The following is a 24,199-nucleotide window of genomic DNA, read 5'->3' on the forward strand; positions in this document are numbered from 1 at the left end:
TTTCTTCTCGATTGGATCTGGTGAAGTTCTTAACCAGTGATAAGTTTCAGGAGTCGTGCTGATTAGAAGGCGCGAATGTAGCACTTGCCTGTTGAAGATCAGAGGACTCCCGCTAACAACTACAGAACAATAGCGTATCATTCTCGTTTATGCCAATCCACGATAGTAGCACTATATGCTATATGGTGACATAGTTCATTCGGGATGAGATCATGGGAGACAGAAACCACCTACATGTGTGCCGCCACTGCGGAATTGTTATGGCTACCTCATCACCGGTGCCTCCTCGAAAATGTACCACGTGTGATGATAGTAACTTCTCTCCGTATACTCCTCAATAACGGAGAACCGATGTTCGGCTACTTATCAAATTCATCAATTAAATTATTGGAAAGAGTGTTCTAACGCCATTCATTGACGATATTTGTGAAAAGCAGGCGGCATGCTGAATATATCCTGTATCGATCACGGCGTTTCTGACAGAAGCCGAGCAATTCGTACTGCCCGTGCTGAATACATAGTTCGAATGTGATATGTGCTGAAGGTCGATCTGTGAAGAGTGGCGAGGTCAGTGTAGGTGATCACAGGAACGCGCTTGATATCTAATAACCAGAGATATATCGGAAAGTTGGAAAAAGGCATTTGTCTGTTCGGATTGTCGGGGATAATACGGCAGGGTGTGCCTCTGACACCGACATTCCTGCCGTTTTAGCAGTACTGCTCTAACTATAAGACTATACTCAATAAGATCTCTACCGAGCTATTGATTCATTAGTTCATCGTGCAACAAACTCGATCAGCGTGCTGAACTCATCCTCTATATTCAGCAGACCTAATCTCTCAACTACTATATAGAAATGAATCATAACTATGGGTTGCGTTGTTAATCTCTATGAGAAATCACTGCAAGCCTCACACACCACTTTGGCCTCTCGTAGCTCCCCACATTCGGGGCTCAGCCTCTGGGAGGGAGTCCCAGTATCGACTTCCAGATCGAGATCAATTCCCCTCACTACCGGTTTGAAACTCCACGAACACCCTCCATGAGAGAGCATTTTCGGGTTGAAACCGTCGACATGGACAAACGACCCTATTCTAAAGCATGACGAATAGGCCGATCCCTAACTGGGGCGAATCTCACCGTCCATATATGATCGCTCCTGGCGACTCCAGATCGATTCCACCAGCGGTCCATGCCTCGAGCCGCGTTTGGCGCGTCTCTTCGAGGACGGGGTCGACGTGGCGCCACCGCGCCCGGCAGCGGAGCCCGCAGAACTCGCGGAGCCGATCATTCGCGGCGCCGAACCCGAGCGACTCCCGGGCACGGGCGATCTCGTCCTCGGGGACCAGCGAAAGTGCCCGCCCGCAAGCGAAACACGTCGACGACGCCGTCATGAGCGCGTCACCCCTGGGGTATTACCCTCGAAGATGGGTCCCTGGAATACCTCAACACCGTCAGATCGGCGATTGCGCACCAGATGACCGCCTTCGCGGCAGGCGTCACATCGAAAGTGCTCGAGCACTCGGTCGGCGTCGAGGCCGTCCGCGCGGACGAACCGAACGGCGCCGCCGCATGCCGCGCACGCTCGTAGAGTGGTTGCGTCTTTCATCACGCCCACCCGCTGCGCCGTTCGAGCGCGCGCTCGCGTCGAGCGTCGAGCACGGCCTCGTGCTCGATCTCGAGTCGGGCGTCGGCGGCCTCCGCCTCGTCGATCGCAGGCGTCATCCGCTCGAGGTCGCAGGCCGCCCGGCGCTGGGCGGCCGTCACGGGCGCGCCATCGACGTGCTGGCCATGCTGGGGGCAGACGTCGTCTTCAAGGCCCTCGGGGACGGGGAGGCGCCCCGTCGCCGTGAGCGCGGCGTAGAAGTGCTTGCACCCGCGGTCGGCACCGAGGCAGTCGTTCTGCGCGTCGGGGCAGTCACATCGGTCGTCGGGCTCGTCGGCCAGGACGTCCACCCGGTACTCCCGGCCGCTCGCGGAGACGACGCGGTACTCACCGTCCTCGAGGTCCGGGTAGACCGGGCGTCCCAGCACCGACATCTCCTGGGTGACTCCGCGGTAGCGGCGAGCAGTGATCGCGTGGTCAGCAGCCTTTTCGTGGTCAGCGGCGTAGGTGGTAGTGGTCGTCATTGACTTCACCTGGATTCGGACGACCGATCCCCGGGCGTTCCAGCGCCCGGGTGTTCCAGCACCCCGAGGGGATCGGCCATCCTCATTCATACCCACGTGGGCAATAACCATAAAGGGCGTTCTCTAATCGCCAGACAGTGTGGATATCTTACCTACGTGGGTAGCTATTTACCGTGAGAGACTGCACTACCTACGAGGGCAAATGACTAACACTGCAGTAGTCGAAGTGGAGAGTATGCCAGGACGGATCGAGGAGACGACGCCCGAGGACGTCCTCGAGGTGTTTCGGTTGCGAAGCGACGCGGCCGAGCCGCTCATCGCCACGGAGATTGCAGAATCGCTCGAGTGCTCGCGGCGGACGGCGCTCAACAAACTCAACGAACTCGCGGCGGACGGCCACCTCCAGAGCAAGCAGGTTGGAGGCCGCTCGAAGGTCTTCTGGCAGCCAATCGACAGTGAGGAGGCCGACACCCATCGAGATTCCTCCGAATCCTGACCGCAGTCGGCCAACCAGAGCGACGTCAACCCGCTTAGCGCGACGACCACGAAAGGGGCTCACTGGACTCGTGGAGTTGGCGAGACGAAGACGGTCAATCACATGGCCAGAATTACCCCGTGGGCCAAGAGACTCTCCGGCCTATAAATCCGCACCCCCTTGTTAATAAGTCCCATCGTGGTGTAATGGATGCAATATGACCATCGAGGTTGTCAAGACGGATAAACAAGAAGAATGGGACTCATATGTCACCCAAGCATCTCATGCGACGCCTTTTCACCAGTACGCGGCTCTTGATCTGTTTGCTGACCACACTAATACCGACCTTCATCTCCTGATCGGCTACAAGGGACAAGAACCCGTGGAGCTGCTTCCGCTTTTCGAGACGAGGCGAGGGCCTTTTAACAAGATACACTCTCCACCCGACGCGGCAGAAATCGCGCATCTCGGCCCGGTGCGACTACACTCGAACGGTGTGAAACAGCGGAAGACCGAGAAAGACCACCGACGGTTCGTTAACGCCTGTTGGGAGTGGATCGAAACCTCGATTGAGCCCGATTTTGTGTCGTTGTGGAGCAGTGATCGGTACACCGACGTCCGACCCTACCTTTGGAATGATTTTGAAGCCTCGCCCAGATACATCTACATCATCGAACTTGGCAGCGGTGTCGAAGCACTCTTCAGTGAGTTGACTAAGGAGACGCGGCGACGAATCCGGAATACCGATGAGCAAGCCTACGAGATCGTTGAAGGAGATCTCGACACTACTCAACTGATCGTTCGACAACTCCAGAACCGCCACGAAGAACAGGGGATGAGCTACGGCCTCACCCCCGAGTTGATGGCGGAACTCCACGCTCGACTTCCCGAGGAGCAACTGCATCCTTACTGCCTCTGCATTGATGAAAAAATGGTGAGTGGGTTGCTGGCGTTGGAGTTCGGCGACACGATGCACGTCTGGATCGGCGGCGTGAAAACTGATGTCGATCTCCCAGTGAATGAACTCCTCTACTGGCACGTCATCGAACAGGCCGCGGCGAAAGACCTCGATCGTGTAGACCTAACGACGGCAATGATTCCCAGTCTGGCAGACTACAAATCCAAGTTTGGTCCTGAACCTCGAGTCATGTTCGAATTGCGATGGGAGTCGCAGATCTGGCAGGCGACCAAGTTCGGTTATCGACGCCTTCCAAAGAGAAGCCACGAACTCATTCAATCTTTCTTATCTCGAATACAACATTACAATTAAAGGGTGTAGAATTCACTGGAGAACTTCGCACTTCACTGGATGGGGCCGAGCTGGTCCTCATTAGTCATCTCGCTCAAGTGAACGTATGCCCATAGTTTCGGTGGACCTCAGAAGACTGTATAATTCCCGGCCACATTCGTCGTGGTCTATTCGACAGCACGGCCGCCTCTGGTTCGACCACTTAAGCCCTGCGAGGACGAGGTGCCGTGTAAGCCAGTGACTTGAGGGTTCAGATACGTCAAACGGTAGGCAGCGGCCACCCAGGTGGAGATGGCCGTCTTCTGATGGTGTTATCCGCCGGATGCTGACACCTACCGCTGGTCTGTCTCCCTGAGGATTTTAGACCAATTCAACCAGTGGTAACCAGTGACAAGGTTGTTGGCCTGTCGTATGCATGCACCAATCGCCGACGTGTTAGGGCCTCGATTTCAGTGCATAGAATCAGTTACTCGGCGTCGTCCTTTCGCATCCGGGATTGGCGATAGACAGTATCTTCGAAACCATCGTCGTATCCGTTCGCGTAGCCCCAGCGGTATCCGTGATAGAGCGCGGCGAATATCCCGGCGACGGCTTTCCCCGGCCGCGTCGAACCACCGGTAATACCCGTCTTGGCCAAAACGTTTATAAGAAAGACTTATGTCCGCCCGGCTATAAGAAGGGGAAAGTCCCTTATGCAGTCGCCCGCTTCCCTCCTATCAGCTCTCCCGGAGGACCGCCGATGACCCAGGCGGCCTCCGAGGTTGCGTCGGATAGCACCCAGCCCGATTACAGCGCCCTCAAAATCCCCAGCAAGCCCCTCGAGGAGTACCATTACACCGAGCGACGGGCCTACCTCGCGGCGGAGATTGCAACCGCAGGCCACCCCGACCTCGTCTCCCGGACCGAGATGGCCGAGCGGTTCGGCGTTTCACACCAGCAAATCTCGAAAGACATCGACCGGATCGCCTCGAGCGTCGTCGAGCGCGGCCGTGATCGTGACCGCCGCGCCCTCGAGTGCGAGACGGTGGTCCGCAAGTCGATCAAAGGACTGCTCGAGGACGAAAACTGGGCGAAGGCGGCCCGCCTGGCCCTGGATTACGAGGAGTGGCTCGTCGAGTTCTACGACCTCGAGGACATTGAGGCCCGCCTGGAGGCGCTCGAGGACGGTGGTGACCGATGACGCGCCGCCGGTCCTGGGACGACTTCGAGGAGCGCCTCGAGCAGATCGAGGACGACGCGAACACGGACGGTGACGTCGAGTCCGGCCTCGTGGTGACGATCGAGTCCTGGGCCGTGGACGAGGACGGTGAGCCCATCGGCCGTATGGCCCGCCAGCGGACGACGGCGACCGGGGAGCGTGACATCCAGTGGTACGACCCGGAGACGGGTGACCCGATCGAGCCCGGCGAGTTGCTCGACTTGGAGGACACCGAGGCCGACCCCGACGTCGACGCCGATCCCCGAGGTGAGCGATGAGCCCTGACTCTACCCCAAACGCCGACGCTGACGCTGACCCTGGCCCAAAGGTCGACCTGAACGCCCGCCACGAGCACGCCCTCGAACACCGCGATTCGGCGTGATGCCGACCGGGGCGACGACGCCGGCCCCGGCGCCGATCCCCACGCCGGCACGTCCGTGCCAGTCACGTTATATCAAAAGGAGATATTCTAACAGAACTGTTGAAAAAAACACACAAGAAATCCGAACATTCATATTGAATTATTGAGTCAGTCCAGTAGATGGCAGTAACACAACAACAAGAACAAGTATCTGAACAACAGTCCGGGGCTGAACAGCGGGTACAGGAGTATATGTTAAATAGCGAGGAAATAACCTACTCTCTCCGATTTCGGCCGAGAGGAGTTATCAATTGGTTTGAATCATTACTGGGGTACGGCGTTACCTATTGGTTTATCACTAACGAGAGGGTGATAGAGACGACTAAAGAAAGCGGTGGATTCACGTTTCGAGACGTGCCACACGGTAAAATTAGCTCTATTGAGTATGGCAGGAAGCTGTCGCTTGTGACAATTGCTCTTGGGGCTCTTCTCGGCTTCACTGGACTGCTAACCCTAAGTTCGGCTGATGCTATTGGCGGACTTCTTCTCATCGTCGGGCTTGGTTTAATCGGCTACGCGTACTTCTGGCGCCAACAGGTGTTAGCGATCAAGGCGTCCGGCGGCGTGAGTATGGTGTTAAACATCTCAAAAGGTGATCAGATTGATAAATTCATCTGGTATCTCCACGCTGAACGTAGCAAGCATACGGATTAGCCGTTAGAGAGTAAGTCAGATAGGCCCTTATTGAGTACGCTTACGACCACGCGGATGCCGAGTCCGGCCGGATCTGGGCGCTCGACGACGAGCTGGCCACCAGCACCCTGCAGTCGCGCTGAGATCGACCTCGGCCTTCCTCCACCGGACGCCTGAGACGCCGCTCTCGAGCCCGCCGTCGGACGGTGAGGCCGGCCCTCCGCACCGGAGTCGCTCGCCGAGGTGTTCGACGTGATCGATGCGGACACCCGTGAGCAGGCCGCGGACATCCTCGGCGTCGACCAAGACGTCCTCGAGGCCGAGGCCGACGGCGTTGAACTCATCCGGTTCTGAGCCCCACCACTCGGCGGGACTCCCACCGCGGATTAGATTTCTTATCTCGAACGCCGTACCCACGAGTTGAATCTCCCGATTTCACGCTCGAGCGGGGCGCTGGACACCGGTTTTCGAGGCGCGATCCTGGGGTTCGACCCGGGAAAACGGGGTTCCACCGTCGCTCGACCCCGGTTTCTGGACGTCCGTCGGCCCGCCCGCTCGAAAAGTGGACGGTGGAAACGTATATTAGGCTTTGTTGAAACCCTCATACTGTTACAGATTTTAGTAGCCGTGCTGAATACACAGCGCGAATGTGCCACGGGCTGAGGAGAGATCAACGCAGAAGATTGAACGCTCAATACAGATGGTTCATGCACCGCTATCGCTTTCGAACCACACCCACTTCACAAAGTAAACGGAAACGACCGCAATATGTGGAAAAGTTCCGATTATCATTGCTATTAATAGCAAAGGCGGGTAGAAGAATAACCCGGGTGGTAGACCATCATCATATTTATTGAGTATATCAAAGGCGACAGCTGGGATGGCGAAGATTGTTGCTGGAAATAAAAACAGTACACCGAACGTTTCTAGCGCCCATACTGGAGCAGCTGTGAAATAAGCCAGAAACGTGAGCAAAGCAGCACTGCCACCAGATAGTGCCGGTAGATACCACCACTTGTCAGTCTTAGCAGCAAAGGTCTCGAGAGAGTGGAGGACCGTTCCTGATGAGTCAATCTGGGAAACCATATTATGAGATGACGGCCATTTAATTTAAATTAATTGATTTTATTCGTGGGATTGGTGCTATGTTCGCAGCCGTATGTATCGGTTGGTTCCATACTTGGTGAGTGAAATAAACAACGCGACCGTGCTGCATCCATCCTCTATATTCAGCACAGAACATTTATCAGTTTCTGAGGATTTCAACCCGCGGCGTCTTCTGGACGTCATCGGCTTCGAGCGATTTCCTCCTTGGGGGTGACGGTCGACGGGAACTCGTCGCCGACGTCTTCCAAGCCCCCTACGGTCGCCCCCTGGCGCCTCGCCCCCGCCCAGAGGTTTGTGGGGTCGGGTTCGGCGCCGGTGTCACCAGCGGCCTCCTGGGGACTCTGAGAGGACTCGTCGACGGCCGGTCCGTCGACGTGGGTGGGTATGTGACGCCCTGGCGATTACCCGGGGCGTCCTACTGGCCCTCAAGCAGCCATAGGCGGGCGTTCCCCACCTTCCGACTCGAGACGTGGCCGGCGTCTTCGAGGGCGACCAGACGCTTGTACGCGAGTTCGTAGCTACAGCCAACGCGGTCAGTGACGTCCTGGGTGCCGGCCATGCCCCCCTCGACGTCGAGTGCTTCGAGGAAGTCGGCGTCGGCGTAGGTCGTCCGGTATCGTCCGCTCTCGTCGTCGCGATCGGCATCGGGCATGGGTGCGGGGTTCGCGTCCATTACAGTTAGCTGTATGGGGTGTGGGATATTAGCCTTTCCAGGTAGCTTTCAAGGTCCTTTACAGTAGCCTGTATTTGATAGTCTTGCCCACCATGAAAGCCCTTTAAGCCATTACAGGTAAAAGTAATGGATGAGGACGGCCGGTCCCCTCGGGGTGCTGGAACACCCGGGCGCTGGAACGCCCGGGGATCGGTCGTCCGAATCCAGGTGAAGTCAATGACGACCGCTACCACCTATGCCGCTGACCACGAAAAGGCTACTGACCACGCGATCACAGCCCGCCGCTACCGCGGCATCACCCAGGAAATGAGCGTCCTCGGGCGCCCCGTCTACCACGACCTCGACGACGGCGAGTACCGCGTCGTGAGCGCCTCCGGCAAGGAGTACCGGGTGAACGTCCTGGGCGACGAGCCCGAGGACCGCTGCGATTGCCCGGACGCCCGGAATGGCTGCCGAGGCGCCGATCGCGCGTGCAAGCACTGGTACGCCGCCGTGACAGCCACCGGCACCCTCCCCGTCCCGGAGGGGCTCGAGGACTCGATTTGCAGCCAACACGGCCAGCACGTCGACAGCGAGCCTGTGTTCGCCCGTGACCTCCGGGCGGCCCGCGACCTCGAGCGGATGGCGCCCGCAATCGACGCCGAGGCGGAAGCCGTCGACGCCCGCCTCGAGATCGAGCACGAGGCCGGACTCGACGCCGCGAGAGAGCGCGTCCTCGAGCGCCGCGGTGGGTGGGCGTGAGCGTGATGACCGACGCGATTCCCCGGACCTGCCGGGCGTGCGGAGGTGCCGTTCGGTTCGTCCGCGCGGACGGGTTCGACGCCGATCGAGTGGTCGAGCACTTCCGATGCGGCGCGTGCCGCGAAGGCGGCCACCTGGTCCGCGATCGCCGGTCTGACGGCGTTGACGCCCTCCAGGGGCCCGTTTTCGAGGGTCAGACCCCAGGGGTGGCTCGTCCATGACCGCCTCGTCGACGTGTTTCGAGTGCGGTCGGTCGTTCGGGTTGGTTCCCGAGGACGAAATCGTCCGGGCTCGGGAGTCGCTCGGGTTCGGCGCCGCGAATGATCGGCTCCGCGAGTTCTGCTCGGTTCGGTGCCGGGCGCGGTGGCGCCACGTCGATCCCGTCCTCGAGGAGACGCGCCAGACGCGGCTCGCGGCCTGGATCACCGGTGGGATCGACCTGGAGGCGCCGGGGGCGATCGCCTATGGTCAGTGACCCGTCCGTCCCCGGTCAGGGGACGCCGACGACGACGGCCACGGCGGCCAGAAACTCGTCGACGTCCCCCCGGAGGCGCCACGCTTCACCTCGACCCAGCGATCCAAGCTATGACCCCGTGGCGCCACCGTTCGCCCCATCACGGGTGGTGCTCTGGAAGTCGTCTCACCCTCGCAACCAGATCTCGAAAAAAGCCGGCGCTATCGCCAGTCCGGGTGGATCCACTCCAGTTCGTCGTGGTTGGCTTCGAGCCACTCACCTGGCCCATCCGCGGCGTCGTAAGTTTCTCCCGTGGCTTCGAGGAAGCCCCCTCGCGGGAGGTCGTAGACGACAATCTCCTGGTGGGTCCGCCAGTAGACCAGCACTTCGTGTCCGCCGTTGCGGAGTGCGACGACCGTCTTCGGCTCGAGATGCTCCCGGAGGATGTAGGTCACCATCGCCGAGACGTCACCCCCTCGTAGTTTGAGCAGGCGCTCGCCGAGTTCGTAGCGCAACACACGGCGTTCTGCCTCGACCCCGGCCTCCCGCAACCTCCGTTCTGACCCCATACCTGAAGGGTTGTTGTCGCTCCAGATACGTGTACGTTAGCTTGGAACGCCCTGGATTCACGCGTAAGGTATCCATCCACCTCTCGGCCAGATCCTCATCTCGGCGCGAGTGGCGGGTTCAACGATACTACACTGGTGATGAGGGGGTGCCGAAATCGACTCGACTGTCGGCTCGGTGGCTGAGGTGGTCCTTCAGTGCGTCCTGGAATTTTTATATGATGACGTAGCCAGCCCCAGTGATGCGCCACCCCCAGGACGATCTGCTCATCGTCGAAGCGCTCGTCGAGTACGCGGCGTCTGCTCTGGCCTCAAGGTCGAACAGCACCCTCATTTCATCTTGCCACCTTTTTCATAACACTCAGAAAAGAGAACACTACAGCAAAAAGATATAGGTTCGCCCCCCCCTTCCCCGAGGTCGCCTGCTACGTCGAACGGACCTGGTTGGCCTCGACGATCCTATTGCGGAATCAGTTGCCTGCCAACTACTAACAGAATTTTTATGTTGGTTATTATATGTTACCGAAAACGGCCGCTAGAGCCCCTATATAATACGTTCTCAATTAGGAAATTCATATCGGTATATTGCCCAATACCGAGAATGTTATAACTACCCATCTCTATTGGTATACCAGAGTGATCCCGATGAGCAGGTACACGACGGTCGGGCTCCGCGCGGGCTCTGACGTCCGATCCCGGTTGTCTCTCTACCGCGACGACAACGATCTGTGCAGTCTGCACGATGCGGTCGAGCAACTGCTCAACGAAGCCGGGTACTGAAAATAGCCCTGATCGCTCACCATGCATCGAACGACTCGCGCATTAAATGGGGTGTGTTGGAGACACACCCCGTGCCGAGTCGAATTAGCATACACCCCGACCGTCTTCCGACGGACGAGACCGACACCGAGTTGGTGTCACTTTACTCTACAGTCCGCGAGAGTAAAGCCGTTTCGTCGGTTCGGCGGGTTCGGGATCCACATCCGAACCATGACAAAATCTTCGAACAAACACAACTCGTACGAAACGACCGCAGCCAGCTGCGAACTCTGCCCACGTCCCGCGTCAACCACGATCAGCTCAGATGGGTGTGGCCCCATGCTTGTGTGTGGGATCCACGCCTCATCTCTTGAGGCTATTTCAGAGCCAGCCGCCTCGAACAGCTGGGACCACCCAAGCCAAAAGAACGGGCCTCAGAACAGGTGGGAGCTATGAGTTCGGCCCCAGACGTCTTTGAGGCCTCCCTGGACGAGCCACCCAAGTACGAAGTCCCCATCGAGGGAACAACGGATGGAGGTGACCGTGTCCCCGACCTCTCCCCACGGGAAGCGCTCGAGCGATGGCTTAACAAACTCCGAGTGTCCAGGAGTGAATCCACCGTTTCAGCGTACCACTACCGGTTGAAACATTTCGTTGAGTGGTGTGAAGAGGTGGGCATCTCCGAGGTCGGCCAGGTGAACGGGTGGGACATCGAGTCCTACGAGACCTCCCGGCGGGAACAGGGGTTAGAGCCAATTACCCTCAACAACGAGTTGGGCACCCTGCAAAGTTTCTTCGAGTACTGCGTTAAGGTCGAACTCGTCGACGAAGGGCTCCCAACGAAGGTTGACCCACCGGTCGTTCCCGCTGCCGATCAGGTGAGCAAGGTGCGACTCCACACCGACCGCGCTCAGGCGTTACTCACCCACTACGTGGCGACTGAGTGTGGTTCACGCGCGCACACGTTGCTCGCGCTGGCGTGGTTTACCGGCGCACGTTTGGGCGCACTTCGCGGCCTCGATCTCGAGGACTACGACCGAGAGCAACAGTGCCTCAAGTTCACTCACCGCCCGCGCGAAGAGACCCCATTGAAGAATGGAGCCGACGGTGAACGCTTCGTTGGCCTCCCGAAGCAGGCGTGTGACGTTGTCGACGCGTACATTCAGAAACATCGACTCGAAAAGTACGACGACTATGGTCGGCGGCCACTGTTGACGAGTGAGCGTGGCCGTCCCTCGACGAATGCCGTTCGGGCCTGGATGTACCTGGCCACCGTCCCATGTCTCCACTCACCGTGCCCCCACGGAAACGACCCGGACACGTGTAATTTTCTGGATTACTCGGCGGCGAGCAAGTGTCCCTCGTCGCGGAGTCCCCACCAGGTTCGGACTGGCTCGATCACGTGGCAACTCAACCGAGGGATTCCCCCAGAACGTGTCGCCGAACGGGTGAACACGTCGATCGAGGTCCTCCTCCGACATTACGATCAACCGACCAGGATGGAGGAGATGCGCGAGCGTCGGCGCCCATACCTGGATCGCCTCTCATTCGGCGACGAGGAGGGTGATGACCGATGAGGTTGAAACCCGGGCGGTCCCACTTCTGTCGTCGCGAGCAATCCCGCGAGCGACGCCAACGTGAAAAGCCGGATTTGAACCAGGGAGGAGTTCCGCTCCGACCGTGGTTCACAATCCGGGCGGCCCCATCCTCTTAATTCGAATTGAGCCATCACACTCTTTCTTTCACCTCCACCAGCGCCGGCCCTCAACCGACCGGGCAGTATTGGCGGCCTTTACCGTCAAACTCGTGGCGCCCAGCGAGCCCAGCGGATGCTTCGCAAGGCTAACCCGGAGATAACCTCGAAGCTGTACTCTCCACCACTAGCACTTATAGCACGAGCTGTCGTGTTATACGTTACCATGAATGACGGACTCGAGTCAGCGTTCGCAGATGCAATACTCAGCGTGTGTCGGACGGTAGTCGGGGATGAATTACGAAGTATCACGTATTTCACCGAGGATCAGGTTGAGCAAATCTACCTCCGGTCTGATCTCGATCGGACGGCTGATCTCATCGGATTCGCCGAGTTGGAACGGAACGGCTTTCGAGCGGACGAGCTATACCGAGATACGCAGTTGGGTGAGTATCAAGCCACTGTTCGAATGTTCGAATACGGGTATCTGACACGCGTTATTCACGACCGCTATGGTGCCTGGGTGACGACTGACTCAATGTCGATGGATCGGTTCGAAGAACTCACCACTGCTCTCAAATCGGTCCTGGTAACGCATACGGGTGACACTGCTGAGGAGTGAGTGAACCTCCTTATTTGGTCTCGTCGCGAACAAACCCGCGAGCGACGCGACCTAAGGAGTCCGAATTTGAACAAGGAGAACGTCCGATCCGGCATAATTCACGATTGGTGGTCCTATCCTCAACCCGCTAGTGCGAGTTCTCCCTTCGCCGGACTACAACGCAATCGATCGGGGACTGATGCGACGATCACCGGGAGGTTGCGCCGCTGCGCAACTCCTGTGCCGAGTACGAGTCGCGTCACTCCGTTCGCTCCGTCTCGAGCGAGAGCCACCAGAGGTGCCACCGTCCTTCCACGTGCAGGTGCTCGAGCGTTCCGTCCTCGACCATGGCCGACAGCTGTTTGTGCATCTCCTCGACTGAAGTCGAGTACTGGCCGGCCAGGTACTGCGTGTTGACGACGGGCACGGGTGCGGCCAGGATCGAATCGACGATCGCCTGTGGAGTGACCGAGCTGTCGTCGCTGTCGCCGGACTCTGAACCACCGTCCGCCCGCAGTCGATGCTCGCTATCAATTGGCATAGATGAGCTACTCCCCCGGACGTGTTGAACCCTCCACCTGGCCGTCACCGTGATGTCGTCTACGGCCGCGCCGTCACGTTCCGCAGACGAGTCACCTGGCGTGACCGTCATCGCGAGGGCGAGTAGGCATTATCAGTGCGACGGTAGTACGACGGGTGCCATGACGGCAGTCAAAGTAATCCGCGTGATGGGTACGTCAGAGGAGTCCTGGGAAGAAGCCGCTCGAGAAGCGTTCCGCGAGGCGAGTCAGACGGTCGACGACATCTCCGGTATCAACGTCGAAAACTGGACGGCCAACGTCGAGGACGGCGAAATCGTGGAGTACAAGGCGACGACTGAGATCGCGTTCCCGGTCGAGCACTCGTAGTCGCACTCGAGGGGTGCGTCGTCCGCCGACGCCTCGAGACGGGACGGCCGGTTGGCGGCCAGACGAACCGAACGCTGACGAGAGTCGAACGACCGGCCATCGCGACGCGACACGTTTTTCTCACCGCCACCGCCTCTTCGATACTATGTTCCGTTCTGGTGCGTTCGTCGCCGAGCACGTCTCGCCGGTGATCGACGAACAGGTACAGCCCAACGGCGTGGACCTCACCGTCGACGTCGTCTTCGACCAGCTCGAGCCGGGCCGGATAACCCGTGACGGCAAGGAGATCGGTGACCGGGTCGCCCGTCCGCTCGAGGAACTCGAGCGCAAGGACCCCGACAGGTACTACCTGCCGGTCGGCTCCTACATCGTGCGGTACGGCGAGCGGATTCGGGTACCTGACGGTCACGTCGGGTTCGTCTACCCGCGGTCGTCGCTCATGCGAAACTCGTGTATGCTCAACACGGCCGTCTGGGACGCGGGCTACGAGGGTCGCGGCGAGGGGCTCTTGCAGGTCCACCACGACGTCGAACTCGAGCGCGGGGCGCGGATCGCCCAGCTCGTCTTCGCGCAGGCCGACCACGACGAGACGTACGACGGGAGCTACCAGGGCGAGAATCTCTGATCGAGAGGGTCTTCGGCACCAATCACCGTTTCCTGGTCGTCATTCCGAGCGCGTTTCTCGACATCGTCACCGGCCGACTCATCGCCCGAATCGCTTCGTCGGCAGCCGAGCGTACGCGCCCTTGCGCCCGGTGGAGCGGCACCACGGCTCGTTTTCCGGCCTCGGCGGCGACGTCCCAGCTCACTCGCTCGACGAACTCGCCGCGCGAGCGCGCCCACCGACTCGGGTGTGCAAGGACGTACAGCCGCGGACAGGCGCCCGACTCGAGCAGCTCGACGAGGTCGTCGGTGGTGTCGACGCGGCCGACGGTCGGGTCGACGATACCCCAGTGGCGACCGGTGTCCGAGACGTACGTCGGCTTCCGCGGATCCGCGTCGTCCGTTTCGATCGTTCCGTAGGCGGTCCCGACGAGTCCGTACTGTTCGGGCGGGCGGGCCTCGTCCCACATGTCGGTGTTGAGGTGAGGCGAGAGCGGACTGCCGTGTGAACACGCCGTCGTCACGTCGACGTGGGCGCGAAACCGCTCGAGGTTTCGCTCGAACGCTTCGTAGGCGAGCTCCCGATTTCCCCTCGCCCGTGCGAGGTCCTCGTAGTGGTAGCCGACCTCGTGGCCGAGGTCCACGAGGGCGCGAGCGAACTCGGGACTGAACGTCGACGTCCGGAGGTAGTAGGTCGCCTCGATGCCGTACTCGGCCTCGAGGTGAGCCATCGAGCGGGCGATACTCGGTCGCCGGTCGACGTCGTGGCGAACGATTGCGTACCGTTCGGAGACCGTCTCCGCCTCGAGAAACGACGCCACGGAGTACGTCTCGTACCCCCGTTCGTTCAGGGTCTGGAGCAGTCGTTCGTAGGCGTCGAACGTAAAGTCCTGTACGACGAACTGTCCGTCTCCGATGAGGGTCATGTGCTGGCGATACTCCCTTCCCAGTGATTACTATCGACGCACTACTCTCACGTCGGGTGAGCGTATGGTCTCCATACCGGAGGAACGAGCAGGTCGACGGTGGTCGCTCTTTTTACGCGCCGGACCCTTCCGTCCGAGCATGATGGCCACGACGCACGTCTTCGTCGGGCTCGCCCTCGTGACCCCTGCGGCCGTCGTCGTTCCGGAACTCGCGACGCCGCTCGCCATCGGCGCAATCGTTGGCGGCCTCCTCCCGGACGTCGACCTCGTGTTGAGCCACCGGAAGACGTTGCACTTCCCCGCCTTCGGAGTCGTCGCCGCCGGTTTGGCCGTCGGACTCGCGGCGGTCGTGCCTTCGGCGAGTACGGCTGCTCTCGCAGCGTGCGTCGTCAGCGCCTGGGTCCACGCCGTCAGCGACGCCCTGGGTGGGGGTCCGGAGATGGATCCCTGGCGAAACCCGAGCGAGCGCGCCGTCTACGACCACGCTCGAGGGGCGTGGATTCGACCGCGACGGCTGATCCGGTACGACGGTGCACCGGAGGACGCCCTCCTCGCGACGATGCTGGCCGTTTCCGCGCTCGTCGCCTTCTCGGGCCCGGTTCGATGGCTGATCGTCACCGGCGTGGTCGTCTCCCTCGCATACGCGCTCTGCAGACGCCGACTGGTCGAGTGGGTCCCGGACTGGATCGAGTGACTGTCGTCGACGCCGACGAGTCGCAACGCTGATACGGTCGGTCGGCGACCGGGCGAACATGCTCGTGGACATCGCCTCCCGGATCGCCCACCTGCTGTTCGCCGCAATCTGGGCCGGGAGCGTCTTCTACGTCGCGTTCGTGGTGTTGCCGCTGGCTCGAGACGGCGCGTTCAACACGACGAAACCGCTTGAGGGAATCACGACTCGACTCACGACGATTTCGCGCGTGAGCGCGGTCGCACTCTTGCTCACTGGCGGGCACCTCGCCGGGACCGGCTACTCGTTCGACGGCGTCGGCAAACCGAGTCTGCTCTCCTCGCCGAACGGGCGGCTCGTCGTGCTCATGGTCGTCTGCTGGTTGCTCCTCGCCGCCTTGGTCGAGGTCGGTGCGAAGCGCCTCGAATCGGGACTCAACGGCAAGAAGCTCCGCGAACCGGCCCAGCGTGCGCTTCCGCTGTTCCGGGCCGGAGCGGTCGTCGGTCTGCTCTTGCTCGCCATCGGCGGCGTCATCACCTCGGGCGCTGTCTACGTCCTGTAGCACCGTCTGCCGCCGTCTATCCTCGATGCGGCTTCTGCTAAAGATGTCAGGCACGTGAGTTCTTGCCGAAAGATACTTAGTCGGTTACTGTTAGGTAGCTTCATAATGATTAGAGGAAAGGACGTGGCCGTGTCGCTTCTCTTCGTTGGCTCCGCGGCCGCCGCTGGCTATCTCCTTCGATCCGCCGGAAGGCGCGACCCCGACGCCCGGTCGAAGGCCGACGTCGGAGCGCGAATCGTCGACGACGTCCCCCGCAACGCGACCGTCGTCGATAGCTCGAGCCGCCAACTCCGTCGCCTACCCGGCGTCTCGCGAGCGATCCGTCGCGCGGTCCGCAACGACGCCCGCGAGGAGTGGGAACACGTCACGCTCGAGCGCGACGGCTCCTGGGAAATCGTCGACGCGATTCGCCGTTCGTTCCCGTACTACGACGGGCGCGATGGCGAGTACAACGGCGTCTACGTCAAACACGGCGACCACGTGATCGTTCTGGACGCGATCGGCTGGGCGCGTATCGAAGGGCAAGAACCGGTCCAGTAGCGTGAGCCAGTACTAGTACTAGTTCTCGAAGCGTGCCTGCACGAACGGCTGGACGTCGTCGATGTCGGAGAGTCGGGAGTCCGAAATGAGGACCGCCTCGGTCTCCTCGAGCGGGACCGAGAGGCTAATTTCTTTGGTGCGGCCGTACCGCCCCTTCGAGACGACGACGGCGTTGACGATGCCGAGCATGTCGAGTTCGCTGATGAGGTCGGTGACCCGTCGCTGGGTCAGGATGTCGGCGTCGATCTCGTCGCACAGGCGCTTGTAGATGTTGAACACCTCGCCGGTGTTGATGCTGTGAACGCCGTTTTTCTCGAGGGAGATGATCGCGAAGAGGACGAGTTTGCTCTGGGTCGGGAGGGTGCGGACGACCTCGACCACGCGGTCGAGTTCGATCTTGTCCTGGGCCTGGCGGACGTGTTCTTCGACGATCGTCTCGGCCTGGGAGCGCTCGGCGAGTTCGCCTGCGGTTCGGAGCAAGTCGAGCGCGCGTCGGGCGTCGCCGTGTTCCTGGGCGGCGAAGGCCGCACACAGCGGGATGACGTCCGCAGACAGGGCGTCTCCCTTGAACGCGACCTCCGAACGGTGCTGGAGGATGTCCCGGAGCTGGTTGGCGTCGTAGGGTGGGAAGACGATCTCCTCTTCCCCGAGACTGGACTTGACGCGTGGATCGAGGAAGTCCGTGAACTTCAGGTCGTTCGAGATGCCGATGATCGACACCCGCGAGTTGGTGAGTTCCGAGTTCATCCGCGAGAGGTTGTAGAGCGTGTCATCGCCCGACTTCTCGACCAGTTTGTCGATCTCGTCGAGCATGATGACGACGACGCGTTCGGAGTAGTCGACGGCGTCGAAGAAGACGCTGTAGACGCGGTCGGTCGGCCAGCCGGTCATCGGCACTTCCTCGAACTCCTCGCGGTCGGCCTCGAGCGAGTCGATCTCCTCGTTCACGTCTTCGATGGAGTCGAGCGGTTCGTCCTCGAGGGCTGGTGACGCTTCGGCTTCCGTCTCGCTCGAGTTCTCGTTCGTCCAGTCGACGTCGTCTTCGTCCGACCCGTCGACGCCGTCATCGTCCATCTCGTCATTTGTCTCCTCGAGCGCCGCCCGCATCGACTCCAGTTCCTCGATTCGCTCGTCGATTCGCGCCTCATTCTCCTCGATGAACTTGTTGGCGAGCTGGGCGAGCACGCGGTACTGCGTGTCGGTGACCTCGCAGTTGATGTACTCGACGTCACACGGGACGCTGTACTTCTGGGAGGTGCTCTCGAGTTCCTTGCTGACGAACTTCGCGCTCGCGGTCTTGCCGGTCCCGGTTTTCCCGTAGATCAGGATGTTCGACGGAGTCTCCCCGCGAAGGGCCGCGACGAGAATCGTCGCCATCTTGTTGATCTGGTCGCTTCGATGGGGCAGTTCGTGGGGCGTGTACGACGGTCGCAGCACTTCCTTGTTCTCGAAAATCGGTTCGCCGCTGAGCAGGTCGTCGAACAGCCCCTGATTCGACTCCTCGCCCTCGGTGGCGCTCTCGAGGTCTGCCATGAAGCCAGCCGGCAACTCTCGATCGCCCGAACGGCCCGAATCCGTGGTATCTGATTTCTCGTCTGACATTCGTCGTACGCATACCCCCTCATTTCGTGTGGAGCGCTCGACCCAAAACGGCCTGTAGATGGCATAAATCCCCGATCAAGTGGCGATTTGAGTACAGCGCGTATTCTCCGGCGTCCAGTTGATGCAAACGAACCAAAGGAACACATACCTAATAAACGCTTCCCTTCAATCCAGGTGACGTTCCTCGGCGTGGTACTTTCTGTCTCGTCGATCGACACGTGACTAAAATCTCTGCCTGCTCTTATCGGCACATACTGGGCTATTCGGGCCGGTTTTGTCTCGACCGGCGCTTCGAGATCTCGATATCGCTCGATCTCGGGCGACCAGTTCGGATCGATTTGCCGTCCGAATCGATCGCCGATACCCCTTCTTCGCGTGGAACCGGCGTTCGCTCCCGAGGTGTCCTGGTGAGCCGTTCGACCGGGGCGCGTCTCGAGCGGCATCGCTCGGGCGAACGACGTTCAGTACCCTCGGGACGTCAGCTCGTGCGCCGACAGTCGGACCGTTTTTCTCGTCGCCGCCTGTCGGGGATTCCATGGACCTTCCGGACGGCTGGTCGACGGGAACCGTTCGAACGAACGGTGTCGACCTCCAGTACTATCGAACCGGCGAGGGCGAGCCGATAGTGCTGGCGCACGGCTTCTACGACACCGGCCGCTGCTGGGAACGGCTCGCGGCGGGGCTCGCCGCGGATGGCTACGAGGTGATCACGTACGACGCGCGCGGCCACGGCCGATCCGACGCGCCCGAAACCGGGTACGGGATCGAGGACCGGGTGGCCGACCTTCGCGGCCTCGTCGACGAACTCGGCCTCGAGCGCCCGCTCTTGCTCGGCCACTCCATGGGCGGCTCGACCGTCGCGTGGGCGGCCGCGACCCACCCCGACCTGGCGCGAGCGATCGTCCTCGAGGACCCCGCCGGGATGTACGGCGATCCCGATCTCGGCCCCGACGAACGGGTCGCCGTCGTCGAGGAGCGGTGTGCCGAGTGGATGAGTCAGTCCCTCGAGGAACGAATGGCGGCGTTCGACGATCTCGACAAACCCCTCGCCCGGCGCCTCGCCGTCGCTCGCGAGGAGTTTCACCCTCACAGCGCCGAAATCGCCCGTACCGGGTACCCGCTCCTCGAGGACGCGTTCGCGGGGACCACCTGTCCGACGCTGGTGCTGAAGGCCGACGCCGGGACTCCCCGTCGAGTGCGAGACCTCGAGGCGGCCGCGGCGCTGTCGAACGGGCGACTGGTCCACGTTCCCGGCGCCGGCCACTGCGTCTTTCGCGACGAGTACGAAGCGGCCTTCGCGGAGCTACAGGCGTTTCTCTCTCGGCACGGGTAATTGAGCGATCGTCGTCCTGTTTCGCCGTTCTATCTCGCTACCCTGCCTCGCTGTCTTCCCTCGCCACCCTGTCTCGTCGTCCGACCCACACATCTACGACCGGTCCCGGCCCCGGTCCAGGGCCGCCCGCGCACTGTCCACCCACCACCGCAGGTCCCGGTACTCGGTCGGCCAGCTGGTGAGGAGTTCGTCTCGAGCGGCCTCGAGTTCGGCCGGCGTCCAGAACCGGGCGGCGGCCACCTCGTCGTCGGCTCGCGGCGTACCGTGGACGTCCGCGACGTCGACCGCGTAGACGAGGTACGTCTTGTGGACCGTCTCGAACTTCGCGAACGTTCGAACGTCGAACAACACGAGGTCGTCCGGATCGACGGTGAGCGTCGTCTCCTCCGCCAGTTCTCGAGCGCCCGCTTCGTCCGGATCCTCGCCCGCCTCGACCATGCCACCCGGCGTCCCCCACATGTCGCGCTCCGGGAGGTCGACCTTCACGAGCAGGATCGATTCACCGTCGACGACCGCGACCCGCGAACAGGGGCTGGGGTTGTAGAAAACGTGCTCCCCGCAGGCGGCACAACGATGGACCGTCGGCGGGTCGACTGGCGTCAGTTCTTCACCGCAGTAGTGACAGAACGTCGGCGGTTCGTTGCCCATACGAACGCGAATGAGGGGGTGGCGACAAGAGTGTTTGCCGGACGACGAGCACTTCACCGAAAGCGATCGTCTCGAGTGCCGTACACGGGCAAGAGCAACGCGTGGAACGTGAGCGCCCTCGTCTCACCAGTGCATCTGTGGTGCCCGATCACGCGACACGGTGGATCTCACTGGTCGGTGGTGTGCCCACCGTCGACGTCGGTCGCCTCCGTGTACCGCTCCACGTTCGCGGCCGTCTGCCGCTGGGCGCCGTCGTAGGACGCCCCGAGCGCGATGAGGAAGCCGATGATCGCAGTCACGAGTGCGATCCCACCGAGGGCGACGACGGCGATCGAGAGCACCGGTCCCGAGAGGGCCTGCGCCGAGGTCAGCAAAGAGACGGCCGTCACCACCGCGATCAGTCCGAGCAGCCGTCCGAATCGGCCGGTGTCGAATCCCTGGTCGGCGTCGCCGTCGCCGACGTCGAAAAACTCGTTCAGGATGCCGTTGTACTCGTCGCCGGCCGCAACGTTGCCGAGCGAGTGAATCGAGTGTGCGACCCACAACCCGGCGGTGACGTTGAGGAGCGCGACGAACGAGACGAGCCCCACCTGTCCCTCGACGAACAGGCCGGCCAGGATCGCGTTGACGAACGCGACGACCATGAGCCCGTGAATCGTGACCGAACGGGTGCCGAAGTCCTCGAAGAGCGTGACGTGTGCGAGCTTCATGCTCCCTATTGGGGCTCGAGACGTATGGCGGGAGACCCTTACAGTGACAATTTTACTTCAATCGAGGCGATCCACCGACGGTGTCCCTCGAGTGGTCGCACGCCCACTCCCTGCACTCAGAAGAACGACGACGCCAGTGCGCTCGGCGATGTCGGTACACCGAACTGACCCGGTACAACCAGCGTAGGCGTACCGAGTCGCCAGACAGGCACGCATACTATTCCGGATGCGACGTTTTGTCGGTCGATCACGTACGGAGTGCTATGCAGGAGACTCGCTCCGACGACCCCTTCGACCCTTCTCGTCGAAACGCGGCGCTCGGCTGGCTCGTCGTCGGCCTCCTCGCCGTGCTCGCCACCGTTCACGCCCTCGAGTCGTCGTACCGGTGGTTCGTCTTCACGGGACTCGCAATCGTGATCGTCCTCCTGCCCGCCGCAGCGCGCCGGAACCCGTTCGCGATGCCGTCCTGGGAACTGCTGGTGCTCGTCGCGATTCCCGTCGTCGACGCGACGGTTCTCGACGAGACGTTCCTGACGTCGATCGCTACTTACGTCGCCGTCGCCGCTGTCGCGCTCGTGGCCGTCGCCGAAATCGACCGATTCACGGCCGTTCGGATGACTCGCACGTTCTCGATTGCCCTGGTCGTCCTCACGACGCTCGCGGTCGCCGCGACCTGGAACGTCGTGCTCTGGCTCTCCGACGTGACGCTCGAGACGTCCTACATTCTCACGGGCCGTTCCGAGGACGCGGCCAACCACGCGATGATGATGGACTTTGTCTACGCCGCAGTCGCCGGATTGCTCGCCGGAATCCTCTTCAATCGATACCCGGTGCAGGCGTCGCCGCTGTCGGGCGACGGGGACTCCTCCGGAGCGCCTGACGACCGCTCGAGCGCCGATCACGGCGAGGAATCCTCCGGAGCGCCTGACGACCGCTCGAGTCCGGACCGTGGCGAGGAACCCGACAGCACGCCGTCGCTGATTCGAGGGCGATTCGACGTCCCCGAACGAACGGTCAGGCGCGTGGCCTGGCTCCTCCAGGCGGCCCTGGTCGCCGTCCTCCTCTACGGCCTCTTCGCGCGCGACGTGACGACCATCGCCAATGCGGGCATCGCGCTCGCGATCACCACCCTCCCGGCGATCCTCGAGCGAAACTACCGCACGCCACTCGAGCCGGAACTCGTGGTCTGGATCACGGGAGCGGTCTTGCTCCACGCGCTCGGATCGGCGGGGCTCTACGGGCTCCTCGGGCAGTGGGACAGCCTGACGCACGCTCTCTCGGCGTCTATCGTCGCCGGCACGGGTTACGCCGTCGTTCGAGCGATCGACCTCCACACGGACTCGGTCTACCTGCCCAACCGGATGCTGTTCGTCTTCATCCTCATCTTCGTCCTGGCGTTCGGCGTCGTCTGGGAACTCATGGAGTTCGCCCTCGGGCTGATCGGTCGGTGGTCGGGGTACACGATGGTGCTCGCCCAGCACGGAATCACCGACACGGTCGGGGACCTGTTATACGACCTCGTCGGCGCCGTCCTCGTCGCCGTCTGGGGATGGGTGTACCTCACCGACGTCTCCTACCGACTCGCCGACCGCCTCGAGGCTCGAGAGTGAGCGATAGACCGACGGACGACTCACTCCACCAGCTCCCGTGACGTCACACGCGGTGTGTCCGTGGTCGTTGTCGTCTGTTGTTTGGCGACGCGTTTCGTGACTGGCATCTCGAGGAACGTGATTAGTGTGTACAGCGCCGAGACGTTATTCTCGCCCAACAGGTGCGCCTCGTAACACTCGTTGACCTTCTCCCAGCTCAGGAACGGGAGAGCGCGAATGAGCGGCTCGTGTTCGTCGATTGTCTCCCGCACGAACGGATGCGATCGGATGAGTTCGGCGTGGTTCGGCCATGGGCCGTGTGTCGATCGAGCACTGGGCGTCGACGACGGCAGCTGGTTGCGCTTGAACGAGGTCGCGAGACTTCCCAGCCAGTGCACCTCGAACGGGTGTTTGAGCGCGACGCCGGTCTCCCCGTGTGGAATCGCGGCGAGCTCCGGCGAGAGGCGATCGATCGCTCGGTTGATGAGGTTGCCACGGACGAGCGACTCGATCGGAATCTCGAGGAAGAGGTCGATGAGGCGATTGTCCAGAAACAGCGTTCCGGAGGGTAGCAGCTGCTCGGTTCCGTAGTAGAAGAAGTGAGAGGTACCGTTCGTGAGCGGACAGCGGCTGCAGAGCACCGCCTCCCTGAGGGACTCGAACTCGACGCCGTGATCGACGATTCGGTCGCCACGCTGGGTCACGTTCGACCGGTAAAGGTCGTGAATCGACCGATCGAGCGCGTCGTCGAGGTACGCCGGTGCCTCGTCGGTACGATGCTCGACGAACTCCTCGACGGTCTCGCACGCCGATTCCATCGGGAGTTCGAACGAGCCCAGCGGTCCGAGGTCGACGGGCGGCTTCGGGAGGTGGTTTCCCTTGAACAGCATGTCCCCATAGTGCCCGGTGAACAACACGTCCACGTCGGATCTGAGTCGCTCCTCGAAGCCGACGGCGTGGCTCTGATTGAAGTAGCCGCCGAACGTCGACACGGACGGCGTCGACGCCAGTGACCGCGCCTGATACCCTTCGTCGCGCTGGAGGAACGTGAACTCGGCGTCGACGGCTTGGGCCGCCCGTTTCGCCACTTCCGCCTCGTCGTTCACCCAGTCGTTTATGTGATACGTATTCGCCGAGCAGCCGACGCTCTCGAGCGCGGCGAGCGTGAGCCGCGAGTCGCTCCCGCCGCTCAACAGCAGACCGTACTCGGTCGTCTCGTCCGTGCGCTCCGCGGCCGCTCGCTCGATCAGTGCCGCGAGCCGGTCGGCGTAGTACGAGTGCGATCGATCCGATGGTCGGTGGACCGGCCGCCAGTACCGATTGACGGTGCGGTCGTCATCGCCGTCGTCCGTTGAAACGGTCGTCAGCGAGCCCGGTTGTAGCATCTCGACGCCTCGAAGAGGCGTT

At 61.3% G+C, this 24,199-nt stretch carries 29 protein-coding genes; 18 read left to right on the forward strand and 11 right to left on the reverse strand.

All coding sequences use genetic code 11. From position 1 onward, the window contains the following. Positions 1-1,137: 1,137 nt before the first annotated feature. Both J1N60_RS04675 and J1N60_RS04680 read right to left on the reverse strand, forming a co-directional pair. A complete protein-coding gene (locus tag J1N60_RS04675) occupies positions 1,138-1,395 on the reverse strand; it encodes a hypothetical protein (RefSeq protein WP_312911109.1) in 258 nt (85 codons plus the stop codon). Positions 1,396-1,609: 214 nt separating this feature from the next. Further along, entirely contained in the window at positions 1,610-2,131 is a 522-nt protein-coding gene (locus tag J1N60_RS04680) for a hypothetical protein (RefSeq protein WP_312911110.1), read from the reverse strand. A 235-nt stretch (positions 2,132-2,366) separates the two neighbouring features. Here J1N60_RS04680 and J1N60_RS04685 point away from each other — a divergent pair, with 235 nt between their 5' ends. The 5 genes from J1N60_RS04685 (at position 2,367) to J1N60_RS04705 (ending at position 6,128) form a co-directional block, all read left to right on the forward strand. Continuing rightward, a complete protein-coding gene (locus J1N60_RS04685; protein WP_312911112.1) occupies positions 2,367-2,627 on the forward strand; it encodes an HTH domain-containing protein in 261 nt (86 codons plus the stop codon). A gap of 196 nt (positions 2,628-2,823) precedes the next feature. Beyond that, positions 2,824-3,876: a GNAT family N-acetyltransferase gene (locus tag J1N60_RS04690; RefSeq protein WP_312911113.1), complete on the forward strand. Its 1,053-nt coding sequence runs from the start codon at positions 2,824-2,826 to the stop codon at positions 3,874-3,876. A 718-nt stretch (positions 3,877-4,594) separates the two neighbouring features. Further along, the gene (locus tag J1N60_RS04695) at positions 4,595-5,035 is read left to right on the forward strand and encodes a hypothetical protein (RefSeq protein WP_312911115.1); all 441 of its coding nucleotides are present in this window, start codon (positions 4,595-4,597) and stop codon (positions 5,033-5,035) included. Then, positions 5,032-5,331, forward strand: coding sequence for a hypothetical protein (locus tag J1N60_RS04700; RefSeq protein WP_312911116.1), 300 nt, complete (start codon positions 5,032-5,034; stop codon positions 5,329-5,331). The genes J1N60_RS04695 and J1N60_RS04700 overlap by 4 nt, the downstream gene beginning before the upstream one ends. A gap of 263 nt (positions 5,332-5,594) precedes the next feature. After that, positions 5,595-6,128, forward strand: a complete 534-nt coding sequence (locus J1N60_RS04705; RefSeq protein ID WP_312911118.1) for a hypothetical protein — start codon at positions 5,595-5,597, stop codon at positions 6,126-6,128. Between the two features lie 684 nt (positions 6,129-6,812). Here J1N60_RS04705 and J1N60_RS04710 read toward each other — a convergent pair. Continuing rightward, a complete protein-coding gene (locus tag J1N60_RS04710) occupies positions 6,813-7,193 on the reverse strand; it encodes a hypothetical protein (protein WP_312911119.1) in 381 nt (126 codons plus the stop codon). Between the two features lie 436 nt (positions 7,194-7,629). Further along, the gene (locus J1N60_RS04715) at positions 7,630-7,887 is read right to left on the reverse strand and encodes an ArsR family transcriptional regulator (RefSeq protein WP_312911121.1); all 258 of its coding nucleotides are present in this window, start codon (positions 7,885-7,887) and stop codon (positions 7,630-7,632) included. 216 nt (positions 7,888-8,103) lie between these two features. Between J1N60_RS04715 and J1N60_RS04720 the strand changes: the two genes are divergently transcribed. From J1N60_RS04720 to J1N60_RS04730, 3 genes are read left to right on the forward strand one after another with little or no spacing between them, the layout of a single operon-like run. Further along, complete coding sequence (locus J1N60_RS04720; RefSeq protein ID WP_312911123.1) at positions 8,104-8,628, forward strand: hypothetical protein; 525 nt, start codon at positions 8,104-8,106, stop codon at positions 8,626-8,628. Beyond that, entirely contained in the window at positions 8,625-8,849 is a 225-nt protein-coding gene (locus J1N60_RS04725; RefSeq protein ID WP_312911125.1) for a hypothetical protein, read from the forward strand. Before J1N60_RS04720 ends, J1N60_RS04725 begins: the two co-directional genes overlap by 4 nt. Beyond that, positions 8,846-9,103: a hypothetical protein gene (locus J1N60_RS04730; RefSeq protein ID WP_312911127.1), complete on the forward strand. Its 258-nt coding sequence runs from the start codon at positions 8,846-8,848 to the stop codon at positions 9,101-9,103. The genes J1N60_RS04725 and J1N60_RS04730 overlap by 4 nt, the downstream gene beginning before the upstream one ends. Positions 9,104-9,303: 200 nt before the next feature. Here J1N60_RS04730 and J1N60_RS04735 read toward each other — a convergent pair whose 3' ends face one another. Then, positions 9,304-9,651, reverse strand: a complete 348-nt coding sequence (locus J1N60_RS04735; RefSeq protein ID WP_312911129.1) for a hypothetical protein — start codon at positions 9,649-9,651, stop codon at positions 9,304-9,306. Positions 9,652-10,293: 642 nt separating this feature from the next. On the opposite strand from J1N60_RS04735, the gene J1N60_RS04740 reads away from it, so the two are divergent. The 3 genes from J1N60_RS04740 to J1N60_RS04750 all read left to right on the forward strand — a co-directional run bounded on the left by J1N60_RS04740 (position 10,294) and on the right by J1N60_RS04750 (position 12,722). Then, the gene (locus tag J1N60_RS04740; protein ID WP_312911131.1) at positions 10,294-10,428 is read left to right on the forward strand and encodes a hypothetical protein; all 135 of its coding nucleotides are present in this window, start codon (positions 10,294-10,296) and stop codon (positions 10,426-10,428) included. A 431-nt stretch (positions 10,429-10,859) separates the two neighbouring features. After that, positions 10,860-11,984 carry a tyrosine-type recombinase/integrase gene (locus tag J1N60_RS04745; protein ID WP_312911132.1) on the forward strand — a complete coding sequence of 375 codons (1,125 nt, stop codon included), beginning with the start codon at positions 10,860-10,862 and terminating at the stop codon, positions 11,982-11,984. A gap of 342 nt (positions 11,985-12,326) precedes the next feature. Next, positions 12,327-12,722 (forward strand): DUF7522 family protein, encoded by a 396-nt coding sequence (locus J1N60_RS04750; RefSeq protein WP_312911134.1) that lies wholly within the window; start codon positions 12,327-12,329, stop codon positions 12,720-12,722. Positions 12,723-12,960: 238 nt separating this feature from the next. On the opposite strand, the gene J1N60_RS04755 is transcribed toward J1N60_RS04750, so the two are convergent. Further along, the gene (locus J1N60_RS04755) at positions 12,961-13,242 is read right to left on the reverse strand and encodes a hypothetical protein (RefSeq protein WP_312911136.1); all 282 of its coding nucleotides are present in this window, start codon (positions 13,240-13,242) and stop codon (positions 12,961-12,963) included. Positions 13,243-13,402: 160 nt separating this feature from the next. Here J1N60_RS04755 and J1N60_RS04760 point away from each other — a divergent pair, with 160 nt between their 5' ends. Next, on the forward strand, positions 13,403-13,609 hold the full coding sequence (locus tag J1N60_RS04760; protein WP_254159118.1) for a dodecin family protein: 207 nt from the start codon (positions 13,403-13,405) through the stop codon (positions 13,607-13,609). A 145-nt stretch (positions 13,610-13,754) separates the two neighbouring features. Further along, positions 13,755-14,234 (forward strand): deoxyuridine 5'-triphosphate nucleotidohydrolase, encoded by a 480-nt coding sequence (locus J1N60_RS04765; protein ID WP_312911138.1) that lies wholly within the window; start codon positions 13,755-13,757, stop codon positions 14,232-14,234. A gap of 22 nt (positions 14,235-14,256) precedes the next feature. On the opposite strand, the gene J1N60_RS04770 is transcribed toward J1N60_RS04765, so the two are convergent. Further along, entirely contained in the window at positions 14,257-15,138 is an 882-nt protein-coding gene (locus tag J1N60_RS04770) for a hypothetical protein (protein ID WP_312911140.1), read from the reverse strand. A gap of 142 nt (positions 15,139-15,280) precedes the next feature. Here J1N60_RS04770 and J1N60_RS04775 point away from each other — a divergent pair, with 142 nt between their 5' ends. From J1N60_RS04775 to J1N60_RS04785, 3 genes are all read left to right on the forward strand, one after another. Beyond that, the gene (locus tag J1N60_RS04775; protein ID WP_312912535.1) at positions 15,281-15,832 is read left to right on the forward strand and encodes a metal-dependent hydrolase; all 552 of its coding nucleotides are present in this window, start codon (positions 15,281-15,283) and stop codon (positions 15,830-15,832) included. A gap of 58 nt (positions 15,833-15,890) precedes the next feature. Beyond that, positions 15,891-16,370, forward strand: coding sequence for a copper resistance protein CopD (locus J1N60_RS04780; protein WP_312911142.1), 480 nt, complete (start codon positions 15,891-15,893; stop codon positions 16,368-16,370). 105 nt (positions 16,371-16,475) lie between these two features. Then, on the forward strand, positions 16,476-16,910 hold the full coding sequence (locus J1N60_RS04785; RefSeq protein ID WP_312911144.1) for a hypothetical protein: 435 nt from the start codon (positions 16,476-16,478) through the stop codon (positions 16,908-16,910). Between the two features lie 18 nt (positions 16,911-16,928). Here the strand turns inward: J1N60_RS04785 and J1N60_RS04790 are convergent, their stop codons facing one another. Next, entirely contained in the window at positions 16,929-18,512 is a 1,584-nt protein-coding gene (locus tag J1N60_RS04790) for an AAA family ATPase (protein WP_312911145.1), read from the reverse strand. Between the two features lie 535 nt (positions 18,513-19,047). Between J1N60_RS04790 and J1N60_RS04795 the strand changes: the two genes are divergently transcribed. Continuing rightward, a complete protein-coding gene (locus J1N60_RS04795) occupies positions 19,048-19,845 on the forward strand; it encodes an alpha/beta fold hydrolase (protein ID WP_312911146.1) in 798 nt (265 codons plus the stop codon). Between the two features lie 93 nt (positions 19,846-19,938). On the opposite strand, the gene J1N60_RS04800 is transcribed toward J1N60_RS04795, so the two are convergent. Together J1N60_RS04800 and J1N60_RS04805 are read right to left on the reverse strand one after the other, a co-directional pair. Then, on the reverse strand, positions 19,939-20,493 hold the full coding sequence (locus J1N60_RS04800; protein ID WP_312911147.1) for an NUDIX domain-containing protein: 555 nt from the start codon (positions 20,491-20,493) through the stop codon (positions 19,939-19,941). Between the two features lie 167 nt (positions 20,494-20,660). Beyond that, positions 20,661-21,203, reverse strand: a complete 543-nt coding sequence (locus tag J1N60_RS04805; protein ID WP_312911148.1) for a hypothetical protein — start codon at positions 21,201-21,203, stop codon at positions 20,661-20,663. Between the two features lie 263 nt (positions 21,204-21,466). Between J1N60_RS04805 and J1N60_RS04810 the strand changes: the two genes are divergently transcribed. Then, entirely contained in the window at positions 21,467-22,813 is a 1,347-nt protein-coding gene (locus J1N60_RS04810) for a DUF2238 domain-containing protein (protein WP_312911149.1), read from the forward strand. A 20-nt stretch (positions 22,814-22,833) separates the two neighbouring features. Here J1N60_RS04810 and J1N60_RS04815 read toward each other — a convergent pair whose 3' ends face one another. Continuing rightward, positions 22,834-24,177: an asparagine synthase-related protein gene (locus J1N60_RS04815; RefSeq protein ID WP_312911151.1), complete on the reverse strand. Its 1,344-nt coding sequence runs from the start codon at positions 24,175-24,177 to the stop codon at positions 22,834-22,836. Between the last annotated feature and the right edge of the window lie 22 nt (positions 24,178-24,199).

The sequence above is a fragment of the Natronosalvus caseinilyticus genome (assembly GCF_017357105.1).
Classification (GTDB): Archaea; Halobacteriota; Halobacteria; order Halobacteriales; family Natrialbaceae; genus Natronosalvus; species Natronosalvus caseinilyticus.